This is a genomic window from Staphylococcus condimenti, from assembly GCF_001618885.1.
Classification (GTDB): Bacteria; Bacillota; Bacilli; order Staphylococcales; family Staphylococcaceae; genus Staphylococcus; species Staphylococcus condimenti.
The window spans coordinates 2,138,231-2,162,750 of the sequence record NZ_CP015114.1 but is presented as its reverse complement, the minus strand read 5'-3'; the positions used below and the strand labels follow the sequence as shown (position 1 = coordinate 2,162,750).

The following is a 24,520-nucleotide window of genomic DNA, read 5'->3' as shown; positions in this document are numbered from 1 at the left end:
ACGTTCCCCCCTTATTTCAATTTGGTTCAACGTTTGAAAGAATGTCTTAATTAATACGAAATTCTGAATCGCCTGTTGTTAAAACTTCCAAGGTGCTGTTAAGCCCGCCTTCTGTTAAATTCTTAACCGCTTCTCCAGTAAAGAATGCAATATGCGGCGACACTAATACATCATCTCGTTCAATTAAATGCAGTAAAATATCATCTTTAATTTCTTTTTCAGAATAATCTCTTCGATAATACTCTGCTTCATTCTCATACGTATCTATCACAGCACCTACAATTTTATCACTATTTAAAGCTGTCAAGAACGCTTTAGTATCCACCACCATACCGCGTGCAGCGTTCACAAAAATAGTTTCAGTTTTGAAATGGCGAAAAACTTCTTCGTCAAAAAGATGATAAGTGTCTTTATTGCCAGGTATATGCAATGTTACAATGTCTGCTTCTGTAATTGCTTCTAAGATACTTTCTTTATACTCTACAATCCCTTCCATTTCAGGTCGTCGTATAGGATCATATCCCACTATTTTGCAACCAAAACTATGAAATAAGCGTGCTGAAATACTGCCGATACGGCCAATACCAATCACCGCAACAGTTAAGTCTTTAACCGTACGCGACATAATATCGCCTTTCCATCTGAAATCATGCTGGTGCACACGCTGTTGCACTAATGGTACTTGTCTTGCAAAATACAAAGCACCCATTACTGCATATTCAGCAATCGAACTTGGAGAATAACTTGGCACAGTTGTAATTGTAATACCCCATTCACGTGCTTTTTCTAAATCATACATATCAAACCCTGCACTGCGTTGTGCAATCTGCTTTATCCCATATGAAGCCAACACTTCAAATAAGTCTGAATCAAATGGACCATTATGACTTAATGAAATACCGTCATAATCTTTTAATTGTGCTGCATTTTCTTTTGTTAATGGGCCATGTTCATAATCTACTTCAATTTGATGTGCTTTCGACCAGTCTTTAATATATTGTTCTTCATAATTTTCTACATCAAACATCTTAATTCTCATCTTTCAACACTTCCTTATTATGTATTCCCTCACTTTTCGTTCTATTTTTGAATAAAGGTTACGGCCTTAATTATAGCATTCATTCTATTCCAGGAAACACAAAATTCAGACAATTATCTCGTAAAAAAAGAAGCTCTTCAATAGCAATTATCACTAAAAGAGCTTCTGTTAAAAAGTTGTTATTTATAAATTTACATAATCCATTCGACTACATCTTCTTGTAATTGGCGTGTTTTTCCACGTTTTGGATCTTCTGCACGATAACCAAATGCAACCATTACTGAAGGCAAGAAATAATCTGAATTCATAATACCTTCATCATTAAGTAATTTTGTCATTTCTTTCATTTTAAGACCTTCCATCGGACAAGAATCAACGCCTAACAATGCCGCTGCTGTCATCATATTGCCAAGAGCAATATAAGTTTGTTTACTTGCCCAATCCCACAACGAACGTTCGCTTTCATATAAGTTTAAGTTGTCATTTTGGAATGATGTAAATCCTTTGACCATACCTTCTATTTTTTCTTCAGGTACTTTTTGAATGTCTTTTAACATATGTCTGAAGTGATCAGAATCTGCTTTGAGATTTTTACGTGCCAAAATAATAACAAAGTAGCTTGCTGTTTCTAATTGGCCTTGTGCACCTGGTGCTACTTCTTTTAATTTTTCTCGCATTTCTTCATTTTGTACAACCACAAAACGCCATGGCTCTGAACCAATTGAACTTGGTGATAAGCGACCTGCTTCTAATATTGTTTGAAAGTCAGCGTCACTTACTTTTTTATCAGGGTTGAATCGTTTTGTTGCATGTCTGAAATTAAATGCATCTATGATGACTTGGCGCATTTCTTTATTATCCATTAAATCTCTGCTACTAAAAACATATTCAAATGTCATTAGAGAATTTCTCTTTTCATCGAGGTTGATTTCATTTGAAATCAGGTCTATGAACCTCTCCCAGAGCGTTACTTCCGATGTAGCCCACCGTAGTTTGAAACTTTATCAATACATTTAAATTGTGTGATAACCTTTTAGCAGTTTTCCTTTCTTTATTTTTATTACACTATCACGGTGTAATCTGTCGCTTGTTTCAAATTAATACTGGCATTGATATCTCTGTCCTTAATCATTCCGCAATGATGACAATGATACGTTCTTTGATTCAAAGGCATGGGTTGTCTGTGACCGCAGTCAGAACATATTTGACTGGATGGATAAAATCTATCGACTTGGCGTAATTCAATACCATAATCTTGACATTTGATTTTAAAACACTCAACAATGTTACCTAGTCCGATCTGTTGAAAACTATTGGCCAATCTTTTGTTTCTCATCATGCCTTTGATGTTTAAATTTTCAATCGTAATAAATTGCGGATTTGTGCGGACAATAGAGAGTATGCCTTTGCGTTTGATATTTCTTTTAATGTTTTTAATACGTCGGTATAATCTTTGTACTTTCAATAATTGTTTATACCAGTTATGAGAACCTTTTTTCTTTCTGGATAATTTTCGCTGGTGTCGTTTCAAAGATTTATCAAGTTTGACAATACTTTGATTCGTTTTGAAGTTTCTGATTTTCACACCGGAGGGTGTGAATACAGCTTCTTTTAATCCCAAATCGATACCGATTCCGTCTGTTTGCTTCGGTTTAAAGCGGAGGGGTTGTTCACAGTCAATCAGTACAGATACATAATAACGATCGAATTCTCTGATAACAGTTGCCGATCTTATATTATTTGTTGGGATGTAACCTTTTTCTTTTAATTTAATCCATCCCAGCTTCGGTAATCGGATGCGATGTCGTTGTACATGGATGGTACCGATCAAATAATAGCTTCCAATGCCTGATTTCTTTTTAAACTTCGGATAACCTTTTTGTTTTTTGAAAAATGTCTGATAAGCACGATGTGCATTCATAATAGATTGTTTGACGGCTTTGCTAGCACTTTGTTTAATCCAATGTTTATCAGGGTTACTGGGTAGGTATTCATTGTTTATCCATTTGCTGAATGTATAACCATCCATATACGATTTTTCTTTTTTATATAGATATTGATTGATTTCAATGAATTTGTTGTAAATCCAACGGCATGTGCCGATAGTTTGGTTGATGGTTAGTCGTTGTTCAAAAGAAGGGTTGATTTCGGTTCTAAAAGCTCTCAGCATATTTTGCCGCCCTCTTTTTTCAATCGGCAAAAACCATAGATACAGTCGCTAAAAGTATGGATAGTTGTTGTGATGTGTTAAAATTTCAAATTGATTTTGTAATGCATTAGGTTGCGATGGATTCGCAGCCAGACTGTATGCTGCATATTTATGATTAGATGGATTGGAAACAGCACTGCTTAATTTTCCAATTATTTCTTTAGTCTTATACATCATTGTCACCTCATTTGAATGATAAATATGTTTGGATATGCTTATAATCGTTTGCTTATATTTTTAGTAACAGTATTGCTCCTCCTCATTTAATTGATAATATCAGTATAGAATAGAGAAGATACAGTTGAAAGGGAAGCGGTTTATTTTAATCACTTTTATACTATTGTTGTTTTTCGAGTTTTTCTAGAAACGCAATGTATCGGTCTGCATTTTCTGCAATATCAGCAAAGTTGCCGATACTATCAGTATCATATATAGCATGTAAGCCAAAATAATGTCCGCCTACTAAGTTAATCACAGCTTTTAACGGCGTCACAACTTCTTCTATCGTGTAACCAATGGATCCTGTATGAGCATAATGGTCTTTTGGCTGTCCGCATGAAATTGCTAAACCAAAATGTTTATCTTTTAAAGCACTTCCGCCTTTAAATGCCCAACCATTTGTATAGACTTCATCAAACCATTTTTGTAGTAAAGGAGGATAATTCATCCAATACATTGGGTATTGAAAGACAATATGGTCATGTTGTTCTACAAGTTTTTGTTCTTTTTCTACATTAATGTTTCCATCGGGATATAACTCATATAAATCATGAGTTGTTGCAAGTTCAAAACGATTTTCAATTGTTTCTTTCCAAGATTCATTAATATTAGCTGATTGAATTCCAGGATGTGCGATAATTACTAAAGTTGACATGTCAATTCATCCTTTCTTTTCTTTTTATGCAAAAGAAAATGAGATGGCTTCCCCAAGCTATCTCATTTTAATTTATATTCTGTTATTCCCTTTTTGATTCAATCACTAACTTAGCATAATAGAAAATGAAGACGAGCATCATACTGATTGACATTGATTTTAAAAAGTTTTGTAATACTTCCCCGAAATCTATCAAATAGTAAGTAAGTGTAGTATTGGCTACAAAAGCGATTAAAATTATAACTAATCTTAGTACCATATCCCATCAACCCCTTTTGACTAGTTTACCCATAATTGTCACAATTTTCAATATAATTTTCTCACAATTTGAATATTTCTAAATCTTCGCCATTTTTATACTTCTGAAAACAACAAAAAAACACACAGTCAGATAACTGTGTGTTTTAGATTAATTCACTATTCAATTAATGCTAATTTTATGATTTAACTTCAGAATCACCGAAGATTTTACGTTTGATTGCTTCACCTGTTGGTGTACCTGCTAAACCACCAAGACCAGTTTCACGTAATTCTGCTGGTAAGTTACGACCAATTTTGCCCATTGCTTCGATAACTTCATCAACAGGAATTCTGCTTTCTACGCCAGCTAATGCTAAGTCAGCAGAAATCAAAGCATTTCCTGAACCGATTGCATTACGCATTACACATGGAATTTCAACTAAACCAGCAACCGGGTCACAAACAAGACCTAACAAGTTACTTAATGAAATTGCTAATGCGTGACCTGAAGCTTCTGGTGAACCTCCGAAAATTTGAACAGCTGATGCTGCTGCGATAGCTGATGCTGAACCAACTTCTGCTTGACAGCCACCTGTTGCGCCAGCAACACTTGCATTGTTTGCAACAACACGGCCGCAAATTGATGCTGAGAATAAGAAGTCAATCATTTGATCTTCTGTAAGTCCATGAGTTGCTTCTAATTTAAATAATGTTCCTGGAATTGTACCTGAAGAACCAGCTGTTGGTGTCGCACAAATGATACCCATAGCTGCATTCACTTCGTTAGTTGCAACTGCGCCCATAACCGCTTGCATCATTTCGTTACCTGAGAGTGAATGATTATTTTCATTATAATTTTTAATTTTAATAGCATCTTGACCAGTATACCCTGTTACACTTTTAACGCCTTCGCCAGTTGTCCCTTTTTTAACTGCGTCGCGCATTACTTCTAAGTTTTGTTTCATTTGTTCACGAACTTCTTCTCTCGATTGTCCGCTACGTTCCATCTCATCTTGAATCATAATTTCTGCGAAACTCATATCATGTTCGTTCGAGTAATCAATGATTTCTTTAATAGTATCAAACATACATTACACCTCTTTATTTAATATATGCAAAGTTTAAGTCGCTATATTTCTCTCTCATTTTATCTAACGTATCTTCTGAAAGTGCTTTGTTTAAGTGCATTGCCATTAAGCAGCCTTCTTGGTTGATTGTTTTAATTTCTTCGTTGATATCTACTCCGTTTTCAATCAAATCATTAATCAAATGATTGATTGTAGCATTATCTGTAGGTCCATCTACTTCTAAGATTGGAAGTCCATGGTTCATTAAAATACATTGACCATTAACATTAATGCTTTTGATTTTAATTGTTCCGCCGCCAATTGAAATACCGTTGACTTCAATATGACGATCGCCACTGTCTGCTTTAATTAATGCACAGTTAGGATGCTCTCCTAAGCTTTTGCCAGATTCTTCAATGAATTTAATTTTAATACCTTCATTTTTCGCAATTTCAACTGAATTTTTGATACGTTCATCAAACGTACTATAGCCTAATAATCCACCGATAATAGCCACATCAGTACCGTGACCTAAATGTGTTTTTGCGAAAGATTCATAGTAATGAATTTCAATATTTTCTGGTGTTCCTTGCAGTACTGTTCTCCCTGCATTACCAATTTTAACTGCACCTGCTGTGTGTGAACTTGAAGGCCCCATCATTACAGGTCCGATGATATCAAATGCGCTCTGGAAATCCTTTTTTCTTGCCATAGCGTAAAGTCATCTCCTTATCTTTTTGTTAAGAAACGATTTATTAATTAGTTTGCTTGAGTTGTTGTTTTACGGCTTGGTAATTTTTCACTAAGTTTATTGAAGTTGATTTTATTGATTAATTTAGCCAAAATCCAACCAAGTATAATACTTGTGATTGCTACAGCTACGATACCGATAATACTAGGAACTGGTTTATTGAAACCGAATAAAACTACTGCACCAGCTATTGGTGTAGCCATACCCGTTACGTTGATTACTAAACCAATTGCAGTAACGATAATAGCGTTGAATACACCTATAATCGCATTTGCACCATAAAGTTGTATTGGATATTTGGCGATAGTGTCAATTTGAGTAAGTGGTTCAATTGCAACGGCAAATGCTTTACCAAGATTGCCGATTTTCAAGCCTCTGAATAACATGAAGTTTGCGAATGAAGCACCTGTACAAGTTAATGCACCGATTGCCATCGGAACTCCAGTTAAACCTAATAAGCTTGTTAATACCATTGAACTTAAAGGAGTCATACCTACCACTGGAATGATCAATCCTAAAATAACTGCTAAGGCATATGGGTTATTGTCTCCAACTGCTGTAATCGCACCACCGATTTGTTTTAAGACACCCATAACTGCAGGAGAAATTAGTCCTGCAATACCGAAAGTTAATGCTGGAGCTACCAAGATTACTACGATCAAGTCTAGCCCTTCTGGAACTTTTTTCTCGATAAATTTAATAACGTAAGCCACAAGATATGCCGCAATAAATGCAGGCAATAATTTAGAATCGTGTAGTACAAGTCCCACAATTACTGCAAAGACTGGTGAAACACCCATGTTTAAGCAAGTTAAAATACCTACGGCAATACCGCTTAGGCTACCTGCTAAGTCACCAATCTTCTGGAAAAATTCAATGTGGAATACCCCACCAATTGCATAACTTAAAAATGCTTGAGGCAAGAATGTCGCACAAGCTGCACCCGAAAGCGCTTGCAAACCTTTCTTACCATAAGGAGCAAATTTTAAAAATAAAGACATTGCAATGAGGACAAGTAATAAAGTCCCTGCTCCCAAGATAATATCCATGTCAAATGACCTCTTTTCCTTTTATATATTTAATTTTCCTACCACCGACATAATACAACCATTAGTAAAGCGTTTTCAATAGCATTCTGAAAATATTAATTGACAATTTGCGAATAAATTCACAATCTTTTTATTAGCTGTAAATTCACTTTTTTATTTTAAATTTATTTTGTAAATTTAGCCTATTTAGCAATAAATCTGTCACAATTAGTTTGCAAATCTGCCATAGTTTCCGAATACTATTGTTCTACAAAAATAAACATGATATAACCCAAATTAATGTTAAAGACTCCCTTTAGACTTTTACCATTAAATTACCAACAGTTTATTTTCCGTTGATTACTATAACACTTTCGAAATTAAGTTTAAACCAACTAATTTGCGTTTTTTGTTGGGAAAACATAGTAAACCTGTTGTCATTACAGGCTTCGACCTAAAATGACCAGCTAAAATGTTCTAATATACTGAAATTTACGAACTTTTCTATTTTTTAAACCCAGCTTAAACACTTCTTAACATTGCTGTGTAATGCTAGTAGTGAAGAGATTGAAAAGATGATTTATATTTGGACCTTGAACATATCCTGCATACACTAATCAATATCAACCCATATTTCCTTTTAATACATTTTGTTCCAGTCCATTTCAATGTCTTCTTATATGTATATCTTGTCGTCTGTCTCATCCACATAGCTAATCGATACCGACAAAATCTCAATGGATGATTAGACACTTTCATTTTGGAATAGGAGTGTTGTTCTTATGAAAATGAAGTTAAGTAAAAAGAGATGCTTGCTTCATGTTTCTACAATCGCATTAAGCGGTTTATTATTTACTAATTCGTCTGGAGTGATGAACGCTGCCGAAAGTAATGATGTCTCAAACCAACAGCCCGTTGAGCAATCCGCTTCTACAACAACTCAAGAAAAGGTTGAAAATCAAAACTCAACAAGTGCAACTCACATGGCTGATGCTGCTACAGATCAACCCCGTCAATCTGATAGCACAGGAACTGCAAATGCTAATGCAGGAGCCGGTACAAATACAGAAAGAAGCACTACAACAAATGTTGATCAGTCAAACAACAGTCAACAAACGACTCAAAAAGAAGAGACACCACAATCAGCAGCAGCTCATGAAAGTCAAGCAGGGAAAGATGACAGCTCAAAATCTAAAAGCGAAACATCATCACACGCTGACTTGCCAGAAGCAGGACACGTCGACCATCCAGAACAGGGTGCTGTCATAGCCATTATTATCGGTATTGTATTATCAACGATTATGTTGATTAAATCGCGCAGACAAACAACTCAAAAATAATCTGCATCTTAAAAATTAAAATATTTTACGAATTTGCAAGCCCCCAAAAAACCTATGTATTAAAAAAGCCCAATATTAAAAGAACCAAAACGTTCAACTTCCCTTTCATCAAACGTTTTGGTTCTTTATTATTTTTAATATTCATTGACTAGAATCTCGGATTATCAATTGAGATGAAAGCCAATTTGATTTAATTTCTTTATCTTCTCCGTTAAAAAAGCGTTGTAATTGCTTAAATATTGCAGCACCGATGTCTTTTGTAGCAATACCTACTGCTGTAAGTTGTGGTTGGTTTGCAGTATTCCAATTGTTTTCTTCTAATGTTACAACAGCAATATCATCTGGAACTTTCAATCCATGATCGTTCAGACCATGCAGGACTCCTGTTAATAAAGCATGATTTGCAGCGATTATTGCAGAAGGTCTTCTATTTGAATATAATAATTGCTCTATTGCTTCTACTCCATATTTTTCCGTTGCGTTCATACTCAAATCACTATATTGATAGGTGATTAGTCGTTCATCCATATTTATATTGAAGTCTTCTAAAGCAGCTTTATATCCCATTCTGCTATCTGCTGCAGTACTGATTTCAGGATTGCCTAGCAACAACCCGATAACTTCATGTTGCTGCTTCAATAAATGTTCTGCAGCCTTATAAGCAGAATCTTCATGATTCAACCCGATATATGGTAAAGATTCATCTTCAATATGATTATCAATAATCAACATAGGAATATCACGCCATCTCTGTGCAATAAGCATTTGTGCAGAAACAGGAGATACAATAATACCATCTACTTGTTGTGAAACAAACCAATCAATCAGTTCATCTTGACGCTCTGCTTTTTCATTAGATGCCATGGCGATAATCCGAATAGACTCAGATCCTTTTTGATGTTCAATCGCATCGATAATCGAAGCATAATAAGCATCATGTCTAGGGATAATAAAAGCAATTGTTTTCGTTTGTTCTCCTCTTAAAGATTGAATGTATCTGCTTGGTTCATAACCAAGCATTTCTAATGCTTCAACCACTTTATCTCTCGCACTATCACTCGCTACATGACGTTTGTCTTCTAATATTTTGTTAACTGTTGCAATCGATAACCCTGAAATTCTCGCAATATCATGTAATGTAGGTTGTGATTTTTTCATTTAAAATTCCTCGCTTTATCTATATCAGCGTACTTTTTAAGACTACCCGCACGCTTAAATTGTTTAATTTTTAATTTTCATCTTGTTCTATACAAGACAATTCAAATTCTAGCCAATTTACAATATCCGATAGTAACATACCGCGATAAGAAGTCACATTTAAAAGCTCGTGATTCAAACCATCATAAATACGCAATGATTTATGAGTTGTGTACGCTTCTTTATAAAACTGAATCGCATCATCTGAACTGACTATCTTATCATCTCCGCCGTGCATGATTAAAACACGATCTTTAAATTGTTTATAATCAATATTAACCTCATGTAGACGTTCACGAAAATCTTGAATCATTCGTTGTTTTTCTAAATTTGTCGGCTCGTCATTTTCCTCTGCAGTATCATCACCAGCGTCATCTCTTAATAAAGGCTGGCCTGTCGGTGACAGTCCTCCGCAAGAAACAAATCCCAACACTTCTTGAGGATATTTAATTCCAAACAATGCCGCGAGAGAACCACCGACACCATGGCCCAAAATAAACACCTCGCCTGTCAGTTGTTTTTTTACATAATCTACTACTGCTTTTAAATCTTCTATTAAAATATCAATACGTTCATGTAGTTCTTTTATACCAGATGTATTTGCATGGCTACGTTGATCATAACGTATCACATTAAAATCATATTCATTAAAGAAAGCTGTTACCTCATCATAATCATCTAACTCTTCAGAAAGGCCATGTACTACAATTAAATTAGCAACTGGACTTTCTCCTAAACTTATTTTTGCATATAAATTTGTATTATCAAATGATGAAATATAATTTATGTCAGACACAATAACAACCTCTCTCTCAATTTTCCATTTATGATTTCTTTACCCCAACCTTAAACAGAACATACACACACTTTCATGATAAGTTATAAAAATTTACTGCTATCATTTTACATTAAATACTTTGAAGGATTAAAATAATAAAGTCATCTACAAAAAGTTATTTTTCGTTGTTTAACCTTTCATGTTTAAAAAGCATGTTCACAATCAACATACTATTAAATTTCAAGCATAACAAACTGACTCACGCATTATAATCATGAAAGAAGGTATAACTTGAACAATCAATATTCAAAATGGAGTTGGGTTCCATACATAACTATTGTTTTCGCACTTCATGTCATCGGCTTTGTTTTTCTTTGGACTGCCGCTAAAGATGCCCACATTCTTTTAGGCATGGGCTTACTTGCTTATACACTTGGTTTACGCCATGCGTTTGACGCAGACCATATCGCAGCCATTGATAATACAGTTAGAAAATTATTACAGCAAAGAAAAGATCCAGTTGGCGTCGGATTTTATTTTTCAATCGGACATTCCACTGTCGTATTTATTATGGCAGTTCTGCTTGGCGTTTCAGTACATTGGGGTAAAGACCAGTTACCGCATTTCCAAGAAATTGGCGGAACAATCGGTACAATCGTCTCCGGCGTCTTTCTTCTATTAATTGGTATTTTGAATTTGATTATCTTAGTTTCACTGATCAAACTATTTTCAAAACTAAAAAATCAGAAGGTCAGCCACCAAGAATTAGACCAATTATTGGATTCAAGAGGATTTATTACACGCTTTATCGGTCCTTACTTTAAATTGATTAATAAAAGCTGGCATGTATTGCCGCTCGGCTTTTTATTCGGACTAGGTTTTGATACTGCTAGCGAAATTGCATTACTTGCACTCTCTTCAGGTGCTTCTCAACATGCAATTTCTTTTATCGGTATTATTTCATTACCTATTCTTTTTGCATCTGGTATGAGTTTATTGGATACATTAGATGGAATATTAATGAAATCAGCTTACAATTGGGCGTTTTTAAAACCAGTACGCAAAATTTACTATAACATTACAATCACAGCCGTTTCTGTTATCGCCGCGTTAATCATCGGTATGATAGAGCTGTTACAAATCATGGGTGATAAATTTCATTTTCAAGGTGCATTTTGGCAACTTATCCAATCCATGAAATTTGACTATATCGGTTATATACTTGTAGCTGTATTCATTCTAACTTGGTTCTGTTCCACTGTAATCTGGAAAATGAACCGTTTTGATAAAAAAAGTTCATAATAAAAAATGGGATACCTGCTGGTTAGGCGAGGTATCCCATTTTTTAAAAGACTAATTGGACTAAAAGCATATATACAATTGTCCCGCCTGCAATTGAAACCAGCATATTACGCTTGATAACATGCAGAATAACTAAAACAATTATTGCGATTAACTCTGGAATGCCATGACTGCCTGATAAAACTTGAGTATTACGTAAGGCATAAACAACTAGAAAACCAAATACAGCGGCTGGCAGTACTGCCCCTAAGTATTGAATATATTTGGGGGTTTCTTTATCTTTCGAAAATATTAAAAAAGGTAAAAAGCGTGTTAACATTGTGCCTAATACGATAACGCCAATTGTTATTATTTGTTGGGTAAGTGTCATATTAAGCCACGCCCTTTCTAGCAAAGTAACCTCTTAATAGAGATAGTAAAATTACAATCAACACCATTGAAGGTAATATGAAATGATTAGGGCCTAATAGAACCAAACAAATAATTGGAATAATTAAGCCGATAAGAGAGCTGATATGATTTTTTTCTTTCAACCACGATTCTAAAAATATGACCACAAAGAGTGCAACCATTACAAAATCTAAACCTTTCGTATCAAACTTAATCATGACACCAAACAAACTACCGATGGTTGTACCAAAAAACCAATAAAACTGATTCAACACTGTTACATAGAACATGAACAAACCGCGGTCTATATTTTTCGGTATATTTGCTAAATTATTGATTACAAATGTTTCATCACACATACCGAATATTAAATAAGGTTTTTTTGCCCCTGTGCCTTTAAACTTGTCTAACATAGATATACCATAAAATAAATGTCTCGAATTCAGCATTAGCGTTAATATAAACGCACTGAAAGGACTGAAAGGTGCTAATAACAAACTTCCTGCTACGAACTCCATTGATCCTGCAAAAATCAATAAACTCATCAACATGGCATAAATAGGCGGAAAACCTAATGAATGCATATAAATACCATAAGCCATGCCAATAAAGGTAAATCCAGCAAAAATGGGTATCGTTTGCGGAAACGCGGCTTTTAATGCTTCTAAATGTGTTTGTTTTGTATGTGTCATTCGTATCAAGCCTCTCTTCTGCTATGTAAAAAAGATCCTCGAATACTCAATTTCGAAGATCCTATATTTGCTGTATACTACTTAGATGTTTCTAAAAACTTCCGGAATGGGTGCAATTTTCTGTTCTTTTATATTAAAGAATCCGCCGTACTGCATTGCAGTCGCATGTAATTTATCTCCTGAAGCAATTTCAAATTCGAATGCCCATTTTAATCGGCTCATTTTTGTAATCCAACATTTTCCAATTGGACGATCATGGATAGTAATCGGTACTTTATAATCTATTTCAGTATGCATAAGGATCGGCGAAAGATCTTGTTTTAGTAATTCTGATGCAGTAGTATGCTTATTTACAAAAATAGTTCTTAAATCTTCCAACCAGCGTACATAGACAATATTACTTACAATGCCCATCGCATCAATGTCATAACCGTTTACTTCGATCTCAGCTTCAGCCACTAATTTACGTTCAGTCATTTTCAAGACAACTCCTTTTCTTCTCTCTACTTTTCTTATTATAGCAAAATTCAAGAAGTTGGTTGATAGGCATTATCTTAGTTTTTATTAGCTTTAGTTTGAAATTCTCTTTTTAATAAAGCATAGCGTACAAAATCTTCAAATTGTCCTCGTTCATATAAATCATCTTTATCAATTCCGACATATGTAAATCCGCAACGCTCAGCAACTTTGATACTTGGTTTGTTTTTCACATTTGCCTTTATCGACAACTTATTTAAATCTAAAGTGTTAAAGGCAAAGTCGCATAGAGTTTGAACACAACGTGTCGTGATACCTTGATTAGTATAATTTTGAGCTAACCAATAACCAATACTTGCTTTTTTATGTGTTTGATTAATTTCATGTAAATCTATTGTTCCAATCAATTCATCATCTGAATAGATGAAAAACAAGCGTGCCGTCCCTCTAGCATGCTGTGCTAACATTAATTTTATATATTCACTTTCATCTTGTACTGTATGAGTATCATCAATAAAGGGTAAGTATTTAGATAAATACGTTCTATTTTCATCTATTACTTGAAATAATTGTTCCGCCATAATTAATTCTGGTTGAACAAGTTTTATATGATTATCTATAGGAATACAAGAAATTTTCATGCTAACACCTCTTTTTATCGAAATAAATATGAGTAAGTAGATTATAGGGTATTTTTCAGAATATTACAATATTAAATTCAATGCACTTAGTTTAATATGTGAATTTAATTGGAGGACACGATAATGAAGCTATTCGATTCACACTTTCATATTATTGATTATAAATACCATATTATAGAGAATGAGGGTTACCTCCCTCCTAATTACTCATTTCAAGATTATAAAAAAGATACTAAAAATTTAAATCTTGCTGGAGGTACCGTTGTATCTGGGTCATTTCAAGGCTTTGACCAACAGTATTTGATACATGCCCTAAGTAAATTAGGTAAGAACTTTTATGGCGTAACTCAACTCCCTATAGACGTAAGCAATCAAGAAATTCTTTCTCTTAAACAAAAAAGAGTTACTGCAGTACGTTTTAATATTCAACGCGGCGGGATAGAAAGTTTAAAAAACCTGCGCTATTTTTCTGAGCGTATCTATGAATTAGCAGGTTGGCACACTGAAATCTATCTAAATGCTAAAACATTAACACAAATCAAAGATACGTTAAAAAGCTTACCTCGGGTTTCAATAGATCACCTTGGTTTATCTAAAGAAGGATTACCTACATTACTAGATTTAGTTGATCATGGCATACATGTCAAAGCAACCGGTTTTGGTCGCGGTGATTTAGATGTCGCTGATGCGATGAAACAAATTCATAACGTTAATCCTGAAGCTTTGATGTTTGGAACAGACCTACCTTCTACACGTTCACCAAGACCCTTTTCAAAAAAAGATATTCAACTTATTCAAGAAACATTTGATGACCAAGCCTGTGAAAATATTTTTTATCGTAATGCATTAAATTGGTATCAAAAAAGATAATAAAAATAGAGCCGCTGGCTATGATTGGGATTGTCATAACCAGCGGCTCCGCTTGGGTATAGGATTATTATAATTCAGCTTATTGTTTCAAATTATAAGAAACGTTTTGCTGCTGTTGATAATGGTGGGATTGCATCAATGTCTAATTTTTTATCTTCAGTAATTGATCTGTAAGCCCATTTAGCATAGTTAATAGCTTCATCAGGTACAATTTTACCTGGAAGTGGCGCTGCATTAGCATCAACATGAACGTCAACAAGTGTTGGTCTGTTTTCTTTCATTGCAGCTTCTACAACTGTGTCGATATCAGATGGGTCAGTCAATGTGTAACCAGCACCGCCGCAAGCTTCAGCAAATTTAGCCATATCCATTTCAGAGAAATCGATAGCATATTCTAATTCACCAGCTGCTTGTTGTTCATATTTAATGAATGCTAATTCTTTGTTATTCATTACAAAGATTACCATTGGCATATTATATTGAACTGCAGTTGCGAAGTCTTGCATTACCATTTGGAATGCACCGTCACCAGCAATACCGATTACTTGGCGGTTAGGGAATGCTACATTAGATGCCATTGCACCTGGTAAAGCACAACCCATTGTACCTAACCAACTTGAAATGATAAATTCATTGCTTGGTTTCAAATTAAGGTAACGTGTTGACCAAACTGTTGAAGTACCAACATCGATAGAGTAAACAGCATCGTTGTCTGCTTCTCTGTTGATTGCTTGCATTAAGTGTTCTGGACGAATTGGGAATGCATTATTATCAAGGTCTTTTTGCATCCATTCTTTCCAAGTTTTAAGGTTATCTAATGCTTCGTTTAAGAATTTACGTTCTTTAACAGGTTTAACTAAGTCAGTTAATTCAGTTAAAGCGATTTTAGCATCACCGATAATACCAGCATTTACATTGAAACGATGACCAATTGCTTTAGGGTCTACGTCAATTTGAATTGCTTTGATATTTTTCTTAGGTAGATAGTCAACATAAGGATAGTTAGTACCAACCATAATTAGTAAATCAGCATTTTGCATTGCTTGGTATGCTGGTTTAGTACCGATTTTACCGATATTACCTAAATTATACGGATGATCATCTGGGATGATTGTTTTTGCTGGCAACGTAATAATTGTAGGGATTTTACCTTTATTGATAAGTGCTTCTACTTCAGGTCCAGCATGTTTTGCACCAGTACCCATTAATAATACAGGTTTTTTAGCTTTATTGATTAATTTAGCAGCTTTTTTAATTTTTGCTGGGTTTGGAGCTGGAATTGTAGGGCGTTTTTTGTTTACTGGTTTATTAGTTGTATCTTTAACTTTGCGTGTTAACAAGTTGTTAGGCAAGATTAAAGTTGCAACGCCTTTTTTCTCATAAGCTGTTTTGATAGCTTCATTAACGATACCGAAAATATCGTCATCTTTTTCGTTAATTTGTCTGTTATATACAGATACATCTTCACATAAGCTTAATAAGTTAGTTTCTTGGAAAGCTTTAGTACCTAGTAAGTTACTGTTTGATTGACCTACAAGAACTAATTGAGGAACACCGTCCATTTTTGCATCATACATACCATTTAATAAATGGATTGCACCAGGTCCACCGATTGCAAGTGATACCCCAATTTTACCAGTTAATTTTGTATAAGCTGCAGCTGCTAAGCTTCCAACTTCTTCATGACGAACATGATAGAATTTAATTTGTTCACTTACTGTACGTAAACTATCAACTACTGCATCGATAGAGTCTCCTGGAATACCGTATAAATGATCAATATCCCATTGTAGTAATGCTTCTACAAGCGCTTGATTTGCTTTGATTTTTGCCATTTTAAAAATAGCCCCTTTCTATTTATAAAAACTAACTGTATTCAAACTACCCTTTAGCGTTTGAAAGGTCGTTATGCTTTTGTCTACACAATAAATAATTCTTTAACTAACCTAATAGAAAAAGAGAATAAGAACAGGTAATAGTACTGAACTAATTACCGCAGTTAATATCATTCCTATTGAACTGAAAGCTCCCGATTCCATGTCCAATTCAAGTGCTTTCGCTGTTCCGAATGCATGTGAGGCATTTCCATAAGCCATTCCTTTTGCAATAGATGACTCGAAATGTCCAATTTTCAGCAATAATGCACCCAATATACTGCCAATTAAACCGGTAGTAATAATAAAGAGTACAGTAATCGTATCAGCGCCGCCCATTTGGTGTGACACTTGTATGCCGACTGCTGCAGTAATGGAACGCGGCAAGAGTGTTACAATATCTTCTTTTGAATAACCTAATAGCTTCAAAGAAAAGTAGACTAACATAAAGTTAAGCACTACTCCTGTAATCACACTTGAAAAAATGATATTAAAATTCTCGACAATTTTATGTCGATTAATATATAGCGGATAAGCTAAGCATACTACTGTACAGCTGAGCAACTGGTTAATTATCTTACCACCAGTCATGTACCCACTATAATCTTGACGAAACAACACTAACACGATAATAATTCCTAGTGAAGCAATTAGGGCTGGATTAAGAAATGGATTCTTATATTTTTGTTGGATCTTCTTAGCGGCAAGGTACATGACTATGGTTAATACAATCATTAAAATACCTTTGATCCAAATCATGATGTGTGATGCCCCTTATTAATGTGCGGTCTATGCGCCATTTTTTCTGCAATAAGTCCAGAAGTAAATGCAACTGCGATTGTACCAAGTATAATAACAGCAAAGAAAACGATGAAGTTTAAATGAATGTCACTTGCAATATCCATTACACCTACAACTGATGGTATAAAGAAAAATACCATTGTAGTTAACAAGAAGTTCGCACCGTCTTTGACCCATTTGACAGGAATTATTTTAAATTGAAGAAGTAGGAAAAAAAGTCCTAGGCCGACGATGCTGCCTGCTAAAGGAATATGCAGCAAGTGTTGGATGGCGTTGCCTAATAGCGTGATTCCATATATCAATAAACCTTGAAATATAATTTTTAACACCCTAGTGATCATAAGCAACACCCTTCCTTTAATTTAATTGTAAAGAACAACTTATCTTCATTGATTCTGGTGTTTGAATCAAAGTGTAAATAAATCATTCTATGATATTTCTTCTGACTTACAATCATTATTCTATGACAACTTTGTGTATAATAAAAATATCGATTTTAGATAGTAACTATTACTTTTTTCTATGTAAGCGATGTCATCTATTATTTTTCTTTCTAATCCGAAGATTAGAACAATTTCCTTACCATTATGGTGTTGTATATACAAAAGACTGAGACCCTAAAAGTTGTCTCAGTCTAAATACTTATTCATCTGCCGTCAATGCAGACTTCATATAATCAATATATTCTCTTGTCGCATAATTGATATATTTTTCTTTCTTCCAAATTACACCCAATTGCCAACGCATTGCTTTATCATTAATTTTCAAACTATGTATTGGCCCTCTCAACATCTTCACAATATTTTCAGGTAGTATACTGACGCCCAATCCTTCTGTCAGTAAGTTTTCTATAAAGTTCCACTGCGATATTTTTGAGATGGTTTTCGGCACAAATCCAGATCGCTTAGCAGTTTCAATAATTTTATCATTCAAATAAAAATCTTCATTAAATAATATAAAATCTTCGTTTGCTAATTCTTCCATTTCAACATTATCTCTATGCGCTAAAGGATGTGTTTCGCTGACTACTAATAATAAATCTTCATTATATAGCGGAATCGATTCAAAAATCCCATTATCTACTGGCAATGTTGTAATACCGATATCAATTTCATTGTTAATGATTTGTTGTTCTAATGCCTTACCGCCATTTTCAACTAAATTATAAGTAATATTAGGATACATTTGATGGAAGTCGCCTAATGTTTCTATAAATTTATTCATATTCATGACAGCCGATAAACCAATACTAATATGACCTGCTTCTAACCCTTTCAACTGATTGACTTCTTTCGGCAAATTATCAAATAGATTCATAATCTCTAAAGACTTCTTATAAAATATCTCACCGCTATCAGTTAAAGTTAGATGACGCTTACTACGATCAAACAAGGGACTTCCAAGTTCATTTTCTAAATCCTTAATGGCTTTACTGATTGTAGGCTGTGCTACATAAAGTTCTTTAGATGCATTGGTCATACCGCCTTGTTGTACGACTGCAATAAAATAACTCATTTGTTTGATATCCATACTAATGTTCCTCCTTTCACTTTTTTATTTTTATATAGTCTCAAGTTAAAGATAGCCAGTTTTAACAAATTATTCAACTTGCAAGCTAAAATTAAAGTTGGGACAATATTCAACATGCCCCAACTTTCTTTTATTTAATAATATCAATTAATTCTTTTTTAGCAGCTGCACGCGCTGGGATCCAACCAAATACAACACCTATTAGTGTAGAAACACCAACAGCAAGCAACACAGAACCTATGCTGACAACACTTTTAATATAATCTGGAGTGACCGCATCAACGAGTGATGCAATAGCAATGCCAAGTATTAAACCGATAATACCGCCTATTAAACACAAGACCACACTTTCGACTAAAAATTGTATTTCTATATCTCGAGCTTTAGCTCCAAAAGCGCGCCGTATTGCAATTTCTTCAGAACGTTCTGCAACCGAAATATACATAACATTCATTACTCCGATACCTGCAATAAAGAGTGAAATACCAGCTACTGCTGCAACAAAATAAGTAATACCATCAAATACTTTAGTAATACCTTTCATCATTTGCTCTGTATCTGAGTACTGATATGTACCAGATGATTGTGCTGTGCCTTTTTCACTTAATTTTTTTGCTACTTTATTCGCAACTTCTTTTTTATTACTTCCCTCATCCAGCTTAATTTCTAATTGTGCAAAATCTTGAGAAAGATTAGGTAAATAGTGATCGAATGTTTTAGAAGGCATATGTACTGTATTAGATTCCATACCTTCGTTTGCAATACCTACTATTTTAAAACCTTCATCTTCAATGAATAATGTTTTACCAATCGCATCATTATCAAAAACCTTTTTAGCAATATGCTTATCAACAGTGACTACTTTTTCTTCAATATCATTGTCATCTGAATCAAAGCCATTTCCTTTTTCAACATCTTGATAATCATGATTTTTATAAATATTAATATCACCTGAGTGTCGGCTATTCGTCATTTTTCCATTAAAAGATTGCCTTTTGTCCTCTTTTTTATGTGCACTTGCGACTCCATTTACTCGTTCAGCAATTTGTATGTCAGAAGGAGAAAACGGATCGGTTTTTTTATTAGATTCACCTGATGGCAAAAAATTAATAATAGCTGCGTCTTTTGAAGCGCCAGAATCAGAAAACTGCTCTGAAGCTGTCTTCTTAAAACCATTACCTAAAGACATAATCGTAATAACTGCTGCTATCCCTATAATAATTCCAATCATCGTAAAGATATTACGTCTTTTATTTTTCATAATGGAACGAAGAGAGACCGACAAAACATTAGAAAATCGATTCATCGTACCACCTCTTCCTCTTGGATTCGTCCATCCAAAATATGAATGATACGATCCGCTTGTTCTGCTACTTCTCGATCGTGTGTGACCATAATCATTGTTGTATGATGTGACTTGTTCAGTTTGGTAAATAATTCCATAATATCTTCAGATGTTTTTGAATCTAACGCACCTGTAGGCTCATCAGCAATGATAAAATCAGGATTATTTACAATAGAACGCGCAATTGCTACACGCTGCTGCTGTCCTCCTGACAACTTGTTAGGAACTAAATTTTCTTTATCATATAACCCTACATCGTGCAGTGTATCAAGTACACGTTTTTTGCGATCTTGACTTCCTATTCCTGCATAAACTAAGGGAATGCTGACATTTTCTAAAATCGTATTGTTTTGAATCAGTTTAAAATTCTGAAACACAAATCCAACAACATGATTTCTAATTTCAGCTAACTGGTTATCGGAACTCTTCTGATAGTTATTTCCATTAAATAAATAATCTCCTTGATAACCGCGATCGATAAATCCAATGATATTAATGAGTGTACTTTTTCCTGAACCAGATGGTCCCATAATTGCAATGAATTCACCTTTTTGTATTTCAAGATTGATATCTTTTAATATATGATTAATCTTGTCACCATTTTTAAAGGAACGATTGACGTGCTTTAATTGAATCATTTTTCCACCTCTATTTTGTCTCCATCTTTTAGAGATGATTTAGGGTGTTTAACGAGTCGTTCTCCTTTCTTCAATCCTGATTTCACATATTTTTCTCCATCGCTTTCCTTAATTTCAATCTTACGCTTTTCTACTTTATTATCTTTATTTACAACAAAGACATAGTTATCTTTACTCAAAACACTTGATGGTAATTTAATGTTGTTCGACTTCACTGATATATCTAATGAAAAGCCAGCTCGGACGGGTTTAGATAAATTGCTGATGATGACATTATATTTAGAAGCATCGTTAGAATTACCTTTACCACCTACATCATTAACTACAGGATTTGAAGCTTGTCCGCTTCCTGCTTGCCCACCTTCAGATTCATCACCAGCACCTGACATGTCTGAAGCGCCAGCCGTATTGCCTTGCCCTTGTAAAGAATCTTCATAACTTGTCGGCAACTCAGAAATTTTCTTGATTTGACCTGTTCCTTTTTCTCCGCTGTTGTTAATTGTAAAATCAACTTGCTTTCCTTTTTCAATTTTATTGATATCAAATTCTGAAACGGTTGTTTTGATTTGAGGTTCATTTGAAATCAATTGCATAATCGTTTCTCCATCATTTGGTTCATTACTTTGAATGATATCAATTTTTCCTGGGAATGAAGCAAACATACTATCATTTATCTGTTTATCAAATTGGTTAAGCGCATCATTCGCTTTTGTTAATTCTGATTGTGCCTTGGGATCATTCGGTGCTTGATTTCTAGCTTCTTGTGCTTGATTGACTTTATCCACCAATTGTTGTCTGGAATTACCGCTCGTATCATAGCTGATCAGTTGTTGACCTTTAACAACAGATTGACCGTCTGATACCGTCGGATATAGATAGTCTCCGATTGAACTATTATTCAAATATGATTTTACTGAATCTGGTGACGCTTTACCTTGCATCGTCAATGGACTTTCATGTTTAGCTTTATAGACTTCATATGTATTTTTGTCATCTGATTCTCCTGTTGCATTCTTTACAATAAGCGCAATTATAAATAATACTAAAACTGCTGCGATGATTGAAATTATCCAAATCAATTTCTTCTTCAAGTTGCTCTCTCCCATCCATATTTTACTTACAATAAAATAGTATCATAATCTAAAAATAAATAAATAGATTTACAGAAAAATAACAATGATGTTAGTTCTATAATCTGTTCTATTAATAATTTTAATTATTTCATTAAGTGTATTGCCAATAAAATTTTAAATCATTATAATTTTAAAACAATGGTTCTAATTTATATTCTTATATGCTAGTATTTTAAATAACTATAAAAACAAAGGAGTACATCATGGAACACTCAAATTTAATTTTAGGCTCGACATTTAGTAAATTTAGAGAACAACCCAAATGGGTGCTTAATCTTATTATTTGGATTATCGTTGTTGTAGCATCCGTATGGTTATCATTCAGTTTTTCAAATGTTACTGAACAAATTACACAACAAAATCCTAATGCAGATATGGATCAAGTCAAAGCGATTTTAGGACCTGTCCAAATTATTAGCGGTATTGTAGGTACACTTTTTACGTTACTGTTTTCTTGGCTTATAGTACTAGCGATTGCACGCATTTTTAAATCTGACGTCAGAAAACGCAGTATCTTTGCTGGAACACTATTCGCTTTATTAATCAGTTCATTAATCGCATTAGTTGTTATTCTAATTCAAATTATAGTGGGATTAGATTTAATTCAATATAAAATTACAAGCCTTAATATTTTCGATAAAGGCAATAAAGTACTTGGTGCATTTGATTTACAAACATTCATTTCAGGATATTTATTTACATTATTACTTAATAAAACTTGCCGCCTTTCAGGTAAAGTTTCTATTATTTTCGGTGTTGTATTTGTTGTTTTATCAATCGCCTTTTCGTTAATCGGTGCGACAATGCAACCTTAAGAACCCAAAAATCAGAACTGTGTATTTTGCAGTTCTGATTTTTTACTATCTATTTTTAAGCGTTTCTTCTATCATATTGTTAAATAAGTCTATAGGAGATTTCTAATGTCTGAAAAATTCTTGTCTATTAAAACCAAAGATGACTACATTTTAAAAACTCACTTAATTCCAGCTGCCGAGAATCCAAAAGGTATTATTATTTATTATCATGGCGGTGGACTGATTTCTGGTGCCCCAAATGATTTAAATGAAAGAATTGTTAACATACTTACACAATCTTTCCACTTGGTACTAGCACCTTATCGTCTTGCTCCAGAATCTGACTTTGAAACTATTATTTCAGATTCATTCACTGTATTTGATGAAATTAAGAGTCTTTATCCAGATTTACCGTTGTTTACTTTCGGTCGTTCCTCAGGCGCCTATTTAGCCATTCAAATTGCTAATCACAGAAATGTTAATGGTATTTTAGATTTTTACGGTTACAGTCAAATTGATATTCCAGAATTTCGAAATGCGCATTCAATTTTTAAAACTAAAACTACTAAGCTGACGAAACCGATGATTCAACTAATGTTGCAGCCTTCTCCTATTACTATCGGTCCGACACAAATTCGTTATCCGCTCTATTTATATACAAGAGGTCATGCGCTTTGGTATCAATACATCGGCATAGAAGCATATACTGATCATCAATACAATTTGTCTGAAAGAGAACTCAGTCAACTTCCACCTATTTTTATTGCTCATGCTGAAAAAGATATTGATGTGCCTTACAGTGAAGCGTTACGATTATATAACTCAACACCACACAATACACTTATCAGCATTCCGACAGATGAACATGATTTTGATAGAATCGCGACTGCAGAAGTTGAAGAGATTTATCAAAAAGCTGTTGCATTTATAGAAAATACACTCATTTAAAAAAAGCGAGTTCACAGCGTTATGAACTCGCTTTATCTATTATTCTTTAAAATCATCTAAGTTATGATGCTCGCATTGTAAGAGTTGTTTTTTAATATCAATGCCGCCGCCGTACCCTGTTAAGTGATTATCTTGGCCTACTACACGATGACAAGGGATAATAATTGAAATCGGATTACTCCCTACTGCTCCCCCAACTGCTTGGGCTGACATTTTCTCTTTACCGCGTATTGCAGCTATTTTTTTCGCTATGTCCCCATAAGTCACTGTTTCACCATAAGGTATTTTAGTCAGTTCATTCCAAACTTGTTCTCTGAATTCTGTCCCTTCTGCTTTGTACGGGAAGTTAATGGCAGGATTTTTACCTTGAAAATATTCATCTAACCATAAGCTAACTGTTTTAAATAACTTTTGTTCTGATTGATTGACCTTTTTTATATTTGGCTTCTCTTTGTCTAATTGACCTTCATAATAAATACCTGTCAGATTTTCACCATCTGATGCGAGTGTTAAAACACCTACAGGTGATCGGTAATCTGTAATATACATCACGCAGCACCTC

At 34.2% G+C, this 24,520-nt stretch carries 28 protein-coding genes; 5 read left to right on the top strand and 23 right to left on the bottom strand.

All coding sequences use genetic code 11. The features are described from left to right. Positions 1-46: 46 nt before the first annotated feature. The 9 genes from A4G25_RS10275 to A4G25_RS10245 form a co-directional block, all read right to left on the bottom strand. Positions 47-1,039: a D-2-hydroxyacid dehydrogenase gene (locus tag A4G25_RS10275; protein WP_047131604.1), complete on the bottom strand. Its 993-nt coding sequence runs from the start codon at positions 1,037-1,039 to the stop codon at positions 47-49. 191 nt (positions 1,040-1,230) lie between these two features. Continuing rightward, complete coding sequence (locus tag A4G25_RS10270) at positions 1,231-1,902, bottom strand: NAD(P)H-dependent oxidoreductase (protein ID WP_047131646.1); 672 nt, start codon at positions 1,900-1,902, stop codon at positions 1,231-1,233. A gap of 197 nt (positions 1,903-2,099) precedes the next feature. Next, positions 2,100-3,209 (bottom strand): RNA-guided endonuclease InsQ/TnpB family protein, encoded by a 1,110-nt coding sequence (locus A4G25_RS10265; RefSeq protein ID WP_047131605.1) that lies wholly within the window; start codon positions 3,207-3,209, stop codon positions 2,100-2,102. A 48-nt stretch (positions 3,210-3,257) separates the two neighbouring features. Next, a complete protein-coding gene (locus A4G25_RS13010) occupies positions 3,258-3,422 on the bottom strand; it encodes a hypothetical protein (RefSeq protein WP_156483164.1) in 165 nt (54 codons plus the stop codon). A gap of 163 nt (positions 3,423-3,585) precedes the next feature. Continuing rightward, positions 3,586-4,122 (bottom strand): NAD(P)H-dependent oxidoreductase, encoded by a 537-nt coding sequence (locus A4G25_RS10260; RefSeq protein WP_047131606.1) that lies wholly within the window; start codon positions 4,120-4,122, stop codon positions 3,586-3,588. A gap of 82 nt (positions 4,123-4,204) precedes the next feature. After that, on the bottom strand, positions 4,205-4,381 hold the full coding sequence (locus A4G25_RS13110) for a hypothetical protein (RefSeq protein ID WP_165380003.1): 177 nt from the start codon (positions 4,379-4,381) through the stop codon (positions 4,205-4,207). Between the two features lie 178 nt (positions 4,382-4,559). Beyond that, positions 4,560-5,450, bottom strand: coding sequence for an L-serine ammonia-lyase, iron-sulfur-dependent, subunit alpha (sdaAA, locus tag A4G25_RS10255; RefSeq protein WP_047131607.1), 891 nt, complete (start codon positions 5,448-5,450; stop codon positions 4,560-4,562). A gap of 13 nt (positions 5,451-5,463) precedes the next feature. Beyond that, entirely contained in the window at positions 5,464-6,141 is a 678-nt protein-coding gene (sdaAB, locus tag A4G25_RS10250; RefSeq protein WP_047131608.1) for an L-serine ammonia-lyase, iron-sulfur-dependent subunit beta, read from the bottom strand. A gap of 47 nt (positions 6,142-6,188) precedes the next feature. Continuing rightward, the gene (locus A4G25_RS10245; protein ID WP_047131609.1) at positions 6,189-7,229 is read right to left on the bottom strand and encodes a PTS sugar transporter subunit IIC; all 1,041 of its coding nucleotides are present in this window, start codon (positions 7,227-7,229) and stop codon (positions 6,189-6,191) included. A 761-nt stretch (positions 7,230-7,990) separates the two neighbouring features. On the opposite strand from A4G25_RS10245, the gene A4G25_RS10240 reads away from it, so the two are divergent. Continuing rightward, the gene (locus A4G25_RS10240) at positions 7,991-8,548 is read left to right on the top strand and encodes a hypothetical protein (RefSeq protein ID WP_047131610.1); all 558 of its coding nucleotides are present in this window, start codon (positions 7,991-7,993) and stop codon (positions 8,546-8,548) included. 141 nt (positions 8,549-8,689) lie between these two features. Here A4G25_RS10240 and A4G25_RS10235 read toward each other — a convergent pair whose 3' ends face one another. After that, on the bottom strand, positions 8,690-9,706 hold the full coding sequence (locus A4G25_RS10235; RefSeq protein WP_047131611.1) for a LacI family DNA-binding transcriptional regulator: 1,017 nt from the start codon (positions 9,704-9,706) through the stop codon (positions 8,690-8,692). 70 nt (positions 9,707-9,776) lie between these two features. Further along, complete coding sequence (locus tag A4G25_RS10230; RefSeq protein ID WP_047131612.1) at positions 9,777-10,541, bottom strand: alpha/beta hydrolase; 765 nt, start codon at positions 10,539-10,541, stop codon at positions 9,777-9,779. A 273-nt stretch (positions 10,542-10,814) separates the two neighbouring features. On the opposite strand from A4G25_RS10230, the gene A4G25_RS10225 reads away from it, so the two are divergent. Beyond that, positions 10,815-11,825 carry a HoxN/HupN/NixA family nickel/cobalt transporter gene (locus tag A4G25_RS10225; protein WP_047131613.1) on the top strand — a complete coding sequence of 337 codons (1,011 nt, stop codon included), beginning with the start codon at positions 10,815-10,817 and terminating at the stop codon, positions 11,823-11,825. 43 nt (positions 11,826-11,868) lie between these two features. Here the strand turns inward: A4G25_RS10225 and A4G25_RS10220 are convergent, their stop codons facing one another. The 4 genes from A4G25_RS10220 to A4G25_RS10205 all read right to left on the bottom strand — a co-directional run bounded on the left by A4G25_RS10220 (position 11,869) and on the right by A4G25_RS10205 (position 14,025). After that, on the bottom strand, positions 11,869-12,195 hold the full coding sequence (locus A4G25_RS10220) for a branched-chain amino acid transporter permease (RefSeq protein WP_047131614.1): 327 nt from the start codon (positions 12,193-12,195) through the stop codon (positions 11,869-11,871). Between the two features lies 1 nt (position 12,196). Further along, positions 12,197-12,907 (bottom strand): AzlC family ABC transporter permease, encoded by a 711-nt coding sequence (locus A4G25_RS10215; protein ID WP_047131615.1) that lies wholly within the window; start codon positions 12,905-12,907, stop codon positions 12,197-12,199. 81 nt (positions 12,908-12,988) lie between these two features. Continuing rightward, positions 12,989-13,384, bottom strand: a complete 396-nt coding sequence (locus A4G25_RS10210; RefSeq protein ID WP_047131616.1) for an acyl-CoA thioesterase — start codon at positions 13,382-13,384, stop codon at positions 12,989-12,991. Positions 13,385-13,461: 77 nt separating this feature from the next. Next, positions 13,462-14,025 carry a GNAT family N-acetyltransferase gene (locus tag A4G25_RS10205; protein WP_047131617.1) on the bottom strand — a complete coding sequence of 188 codons (564 nt, stop codon included), beginning with the start codon at positions 14,023-14,025 and terminating at the stop codon, positions 13,462-13,464. Positions 14,026-14,148: 123 nt separating this feature from the next. On the opposite strand from A4G25_RS10205, the gene A4G25_RS10200 reads away from it, so the two are divergent. Then, positions 14,149-14,895: an amidohydrolase family protein gene (locus A4G25_RS10200; protein ID WP_047131618.1), complete on the top strand. Its 747-nt coding sequence runs from the start codon at positions 14,149-14,151 to the stop codon at positions 14,893-14,895. Between the two features lie 92 nt (positions 14,896-14,987). On the opposite strand, the gene A4G25_RS10195 is transcribed toward A4G25_RS10200, so the two are convergent. From A4G25_RS10195 to A4G25_RS10165, 7 genes are all read right to left on the bottom strand, one after another. Then, positions 14,988-16,730, bottom strand: coding sequence for a pyruvate oxidase (locus A4G25_RS10195; protein ID WP_047131619.1), 1,743 nt, complete (start codon positions 16,728-16,730; stop codon positions 14,988-14,990). A gap of 111 nt (positions 16,731-16,841) precedes the next feature. Then, complete coding sequence (locus A4G25_RS10190) at positions 16,842-17,528, bottom strand: LrgB family protein (protein WP_047131620.1); 687 nt, start codon at positions 17,526-17,528, stop codon at positions 16,842-16,844. After that, positions 17,525-17,911, bottom strand: a complete 387-nt coding sequence (locus tag A4G25_RS10185; RefSeq protein ID WP_070704979.1) for a CidA/LrgA family protein — start codon at positions 17,909-17,911, stop codon at positions 17,525-17,527. Before A4G25_RS10185 ends, A4G25_RS10190 begins: the two co-directional genes overlap by 4 nt. Before the next feature lie 301 nt (positions 17,912-18,212). Next, a complete protein-coding gene (gene cidR / locus A4G25_RS10180) occupies positions 18,213-19,100 on the bottom strand; it encodes a cidABC operon transcriptional activator CidR (RefSeq protein ID WP_047131622.1) in 888 nt (295 codons plus the stop codon). Between the two features lie 130 nt (positions 19,101-19,230). Next, positions 19,231-20,406: an ABC transporter permease gene (locus A4G25_RS10175; protein WP_047131623.1), complete on the bottom strand. Its 1,176-nt coding sequence runs from the start codon at positions 20,404-20,406 to the stop codon at positions 19,231-19,233. Then, the gene (locus tag A4G25_RS10170) at positions 20,403-21,083 is read right to left on the bottom strand and encodes an ABC transporter ATP-binding protein (RefSeq protein WP_047131624.1); all 681 of its coding nucleotides are present in this window, start codon (positions 21,081-21,083) and stop codon (positions 20,403-20,405) included. The genes A4G25_RS10175 and A4G25_RS10170 overlap by 4 nt, the downstream gene beginning before the upstream one ends. Further along, complete coding sequence (locus A4G25_RS10165; protein WP_047131625.1) at positions 21,080-22,174, bottom strand: efflux RND transporter periplasmic adaptor subunit; 1,095 nt, start codon at positions 22,172-22,174, stop codon at positions 21,080-21,082. Before A4G25_RS10165 ends, A4G25_RS10170 begins: the two co-directional genes overlap by 4 nt. A 245-nt stretch (positions 22,175-22,419) precedes the next feature. Here A4G25_RS10165 and A4G25_RS10160 point away from each other — a divergent pair, with 245 nt between their 5' ends. Both A4G25_RS10160 and A4G25_RS10155 read left to right on the top strand, forming a co-directional pair. Continuing rightward, entirely contained in the window at positions 22,420-23,031 is a 612-nt protein-coding gene (locus tag A4G25_RS10160; protein WP_047131626.1) for a YIP1 family protein, read from the top strand. A gap of 105 nt (positions 23,032-23,136) precedes the next feature. Then, entirely contained in the window at positions 23,137-23,958 is an 822-nt protein-coding gene (locus A4G25_RS10155) for an alpha/beta hydrolase (protein ID WP_047131627.1), read from the top strand. A gap of 39 nt (positions 23,959-23,997) precedes the next feature. On the opposite strand, the gene A4G25_RS10150 is transcribed toward A4G25_RS10155, so the two are convergent. Then, positions 23,998-24,510, bottom strand: coding sequence for a methylated-DNA--[protein]-cysteine S-methyltransferase (locus A4G25_RS10150; protein WP_174531723.1), 513 nt, complete (start codon positions 24,508-24,510; stop codon positions 23,998-24,000). Positions 24,511-24,520: the final 10 nt, after the last annotated feature.

Coding starts and splice junctions, on each gene's coding strand:
- A4G25_RS10275 (WP_047131604.1), bottom strand. CDS start 1,039: ATGAGAATTAAGATGTTTGATGTAGAAAATTATGAAGAACAATATATT.
- A4G25_RS10270 (WP_047131646.1), bottom strand. CDS start 1,902: ATGGATAATAAAGAAATGCGCCAAGTCATCATAGATGCATTTAATTTC.
- A4G25_RS10265 (WP_047131605.1), bottom strand. CDS start 3,209: ATGCTGAGAGCTTTTAGAACCGAAATCAACCCTTCTTTTGAACAACGA.
- A4G25_RS13010 (WP_156483164.1), bottom strand. CDS start 3,422: ATGTATAAGACTAAAGAAATAATTGGAAAATTAAGCAGTGCTGTTTCC.
- A4G25_RS10260 (WP_047131606.1), bottom strand. CDS start 4,122: ATGTCAACTTTAGTAATTATCGCACATCCTGGAATTCAATCAGCTAAT.
- A4G25_RS13110 (WP_165380003.1), bottom strand. CDS start 4,381: ATGGTACTAAGATTAGTTATAATTTTAATCGCTTTTGTAGCCAATACT.
- sdaAA (WP_047131607.1), bottom strand. CDS start 5,450: ATGTTTGATACTATTAAAGAAATCATTGATTACTCGAACGAACATGAT.
- sdaAB (WP_047131608.1), bottom strand. CDS start 6,141: ATGGCAAGAAAAAAGGATTTCCAGAGCGCATTTGATATCATCGGACCT.
- A4G25_RS10245 (WP_047131609.1), bottom strand. CDS start 7,229: ATGGATATTATCTTGGGAGCAGGGACTTTATTACTTGTCCTCATTGCA.
- A4G25_RS10240 (WP_047131610.1), top strand. CDS start 7,991: ATGAAAATGAAGTTAAGTAAAAAGAGATGCTTGCTTCATGTTTCTACA.
- A4G25_RS10235 (WP_047131611.1), bottom strand. CDS start 9,706: ATGAAAAAATCACAACCTACATTACATGATATTGCGAGAATTTCAGGG.
- A4G25_RS10220 (WP_047131614.1), bottom strand. CDS start 12,195: ATGACACTTACCCAACAAATAATAACAATTGGCGTTATCGTATTAGGC.
- A4G25_RS10215 (WP_047131615.1), bottom strand. CDS start 12,907: ATGACACATACAAAACAAACACATTTAGAAGCATTAAAAGCCGCGTTT.
- A4G25_RS10210 (WP_047131616.1), bottom strand. CDS start 13,384: ATGACTGAACGTAAATTAGTGGCTGAAGCTGAGATCGAAGTAAACGGT.
- A4G25_RS10205 (WP_047131617.1), bottom strand. CDS start 14,025: ATGAAAATTTCTTGTATTCCTATAGATAATCATATAAAACTTGTTCAA.
- A4G25_RS10200 (WP_047131618.1), top strand. CDS start 14,149: ATGAAGCTATTCGATTCACACTTTCATATTATTGATTATAAATACCAT.
- A4G25_RS10195 (WP_047131619.1), bottom strand. CDS start 16,730: ATGGCAAAAATCAAAGCAAATCAAGCGCTTGTAGAAGCATTACTACAA.
- A4G25_RS10190 (WP_047131620.1), bottom strand. CDS start 17,528: ATGATTTGGATCAAAGGTATTTTAATGATTGTATTAACCATAGTCATG.
- A4G25_RS10185 (WP_070704979.1), bottom strand. CDS start 17,911: ATGATCACTAGGGTGTTAAAAATTATATTTCAAGGTTTATTGATATAT.
- cidR (WP_047131622.1), bottom strand. CDS start 19,100: ATGGATATCAAACAAATGAGTTATTTTATTGCAGTCGTACAACAAGGC.
- A4G25_RS10175 (WP_047131623.1), bottom strand. CDS start 20,406: ATGAATCGATTTTCTAATGTTTTGTCGGTCTCTCTTCGTTCCATTATG.
- A4G25_RS10170 (WP_047131624.1), bottom strand. CDS start 21,083: ATGATTCAATTAAAGCACGTCAATCGTTCCTTTAAAAATGGTGACAAG.
- A4G25_RS10160 (WP_047131626.1), top strand. CDS start 22,420: ATGGAACACTCAAATTTAATTTTAGGCTCGACATTTAGTAAATTTAGA.
- A4G25_RS10155 (WP_047131627.1), top strand. CDS start 23,137: ATGTCTGAAAAATTCTTGTCTATTAAAACCAAAGATGACTACATTTTA.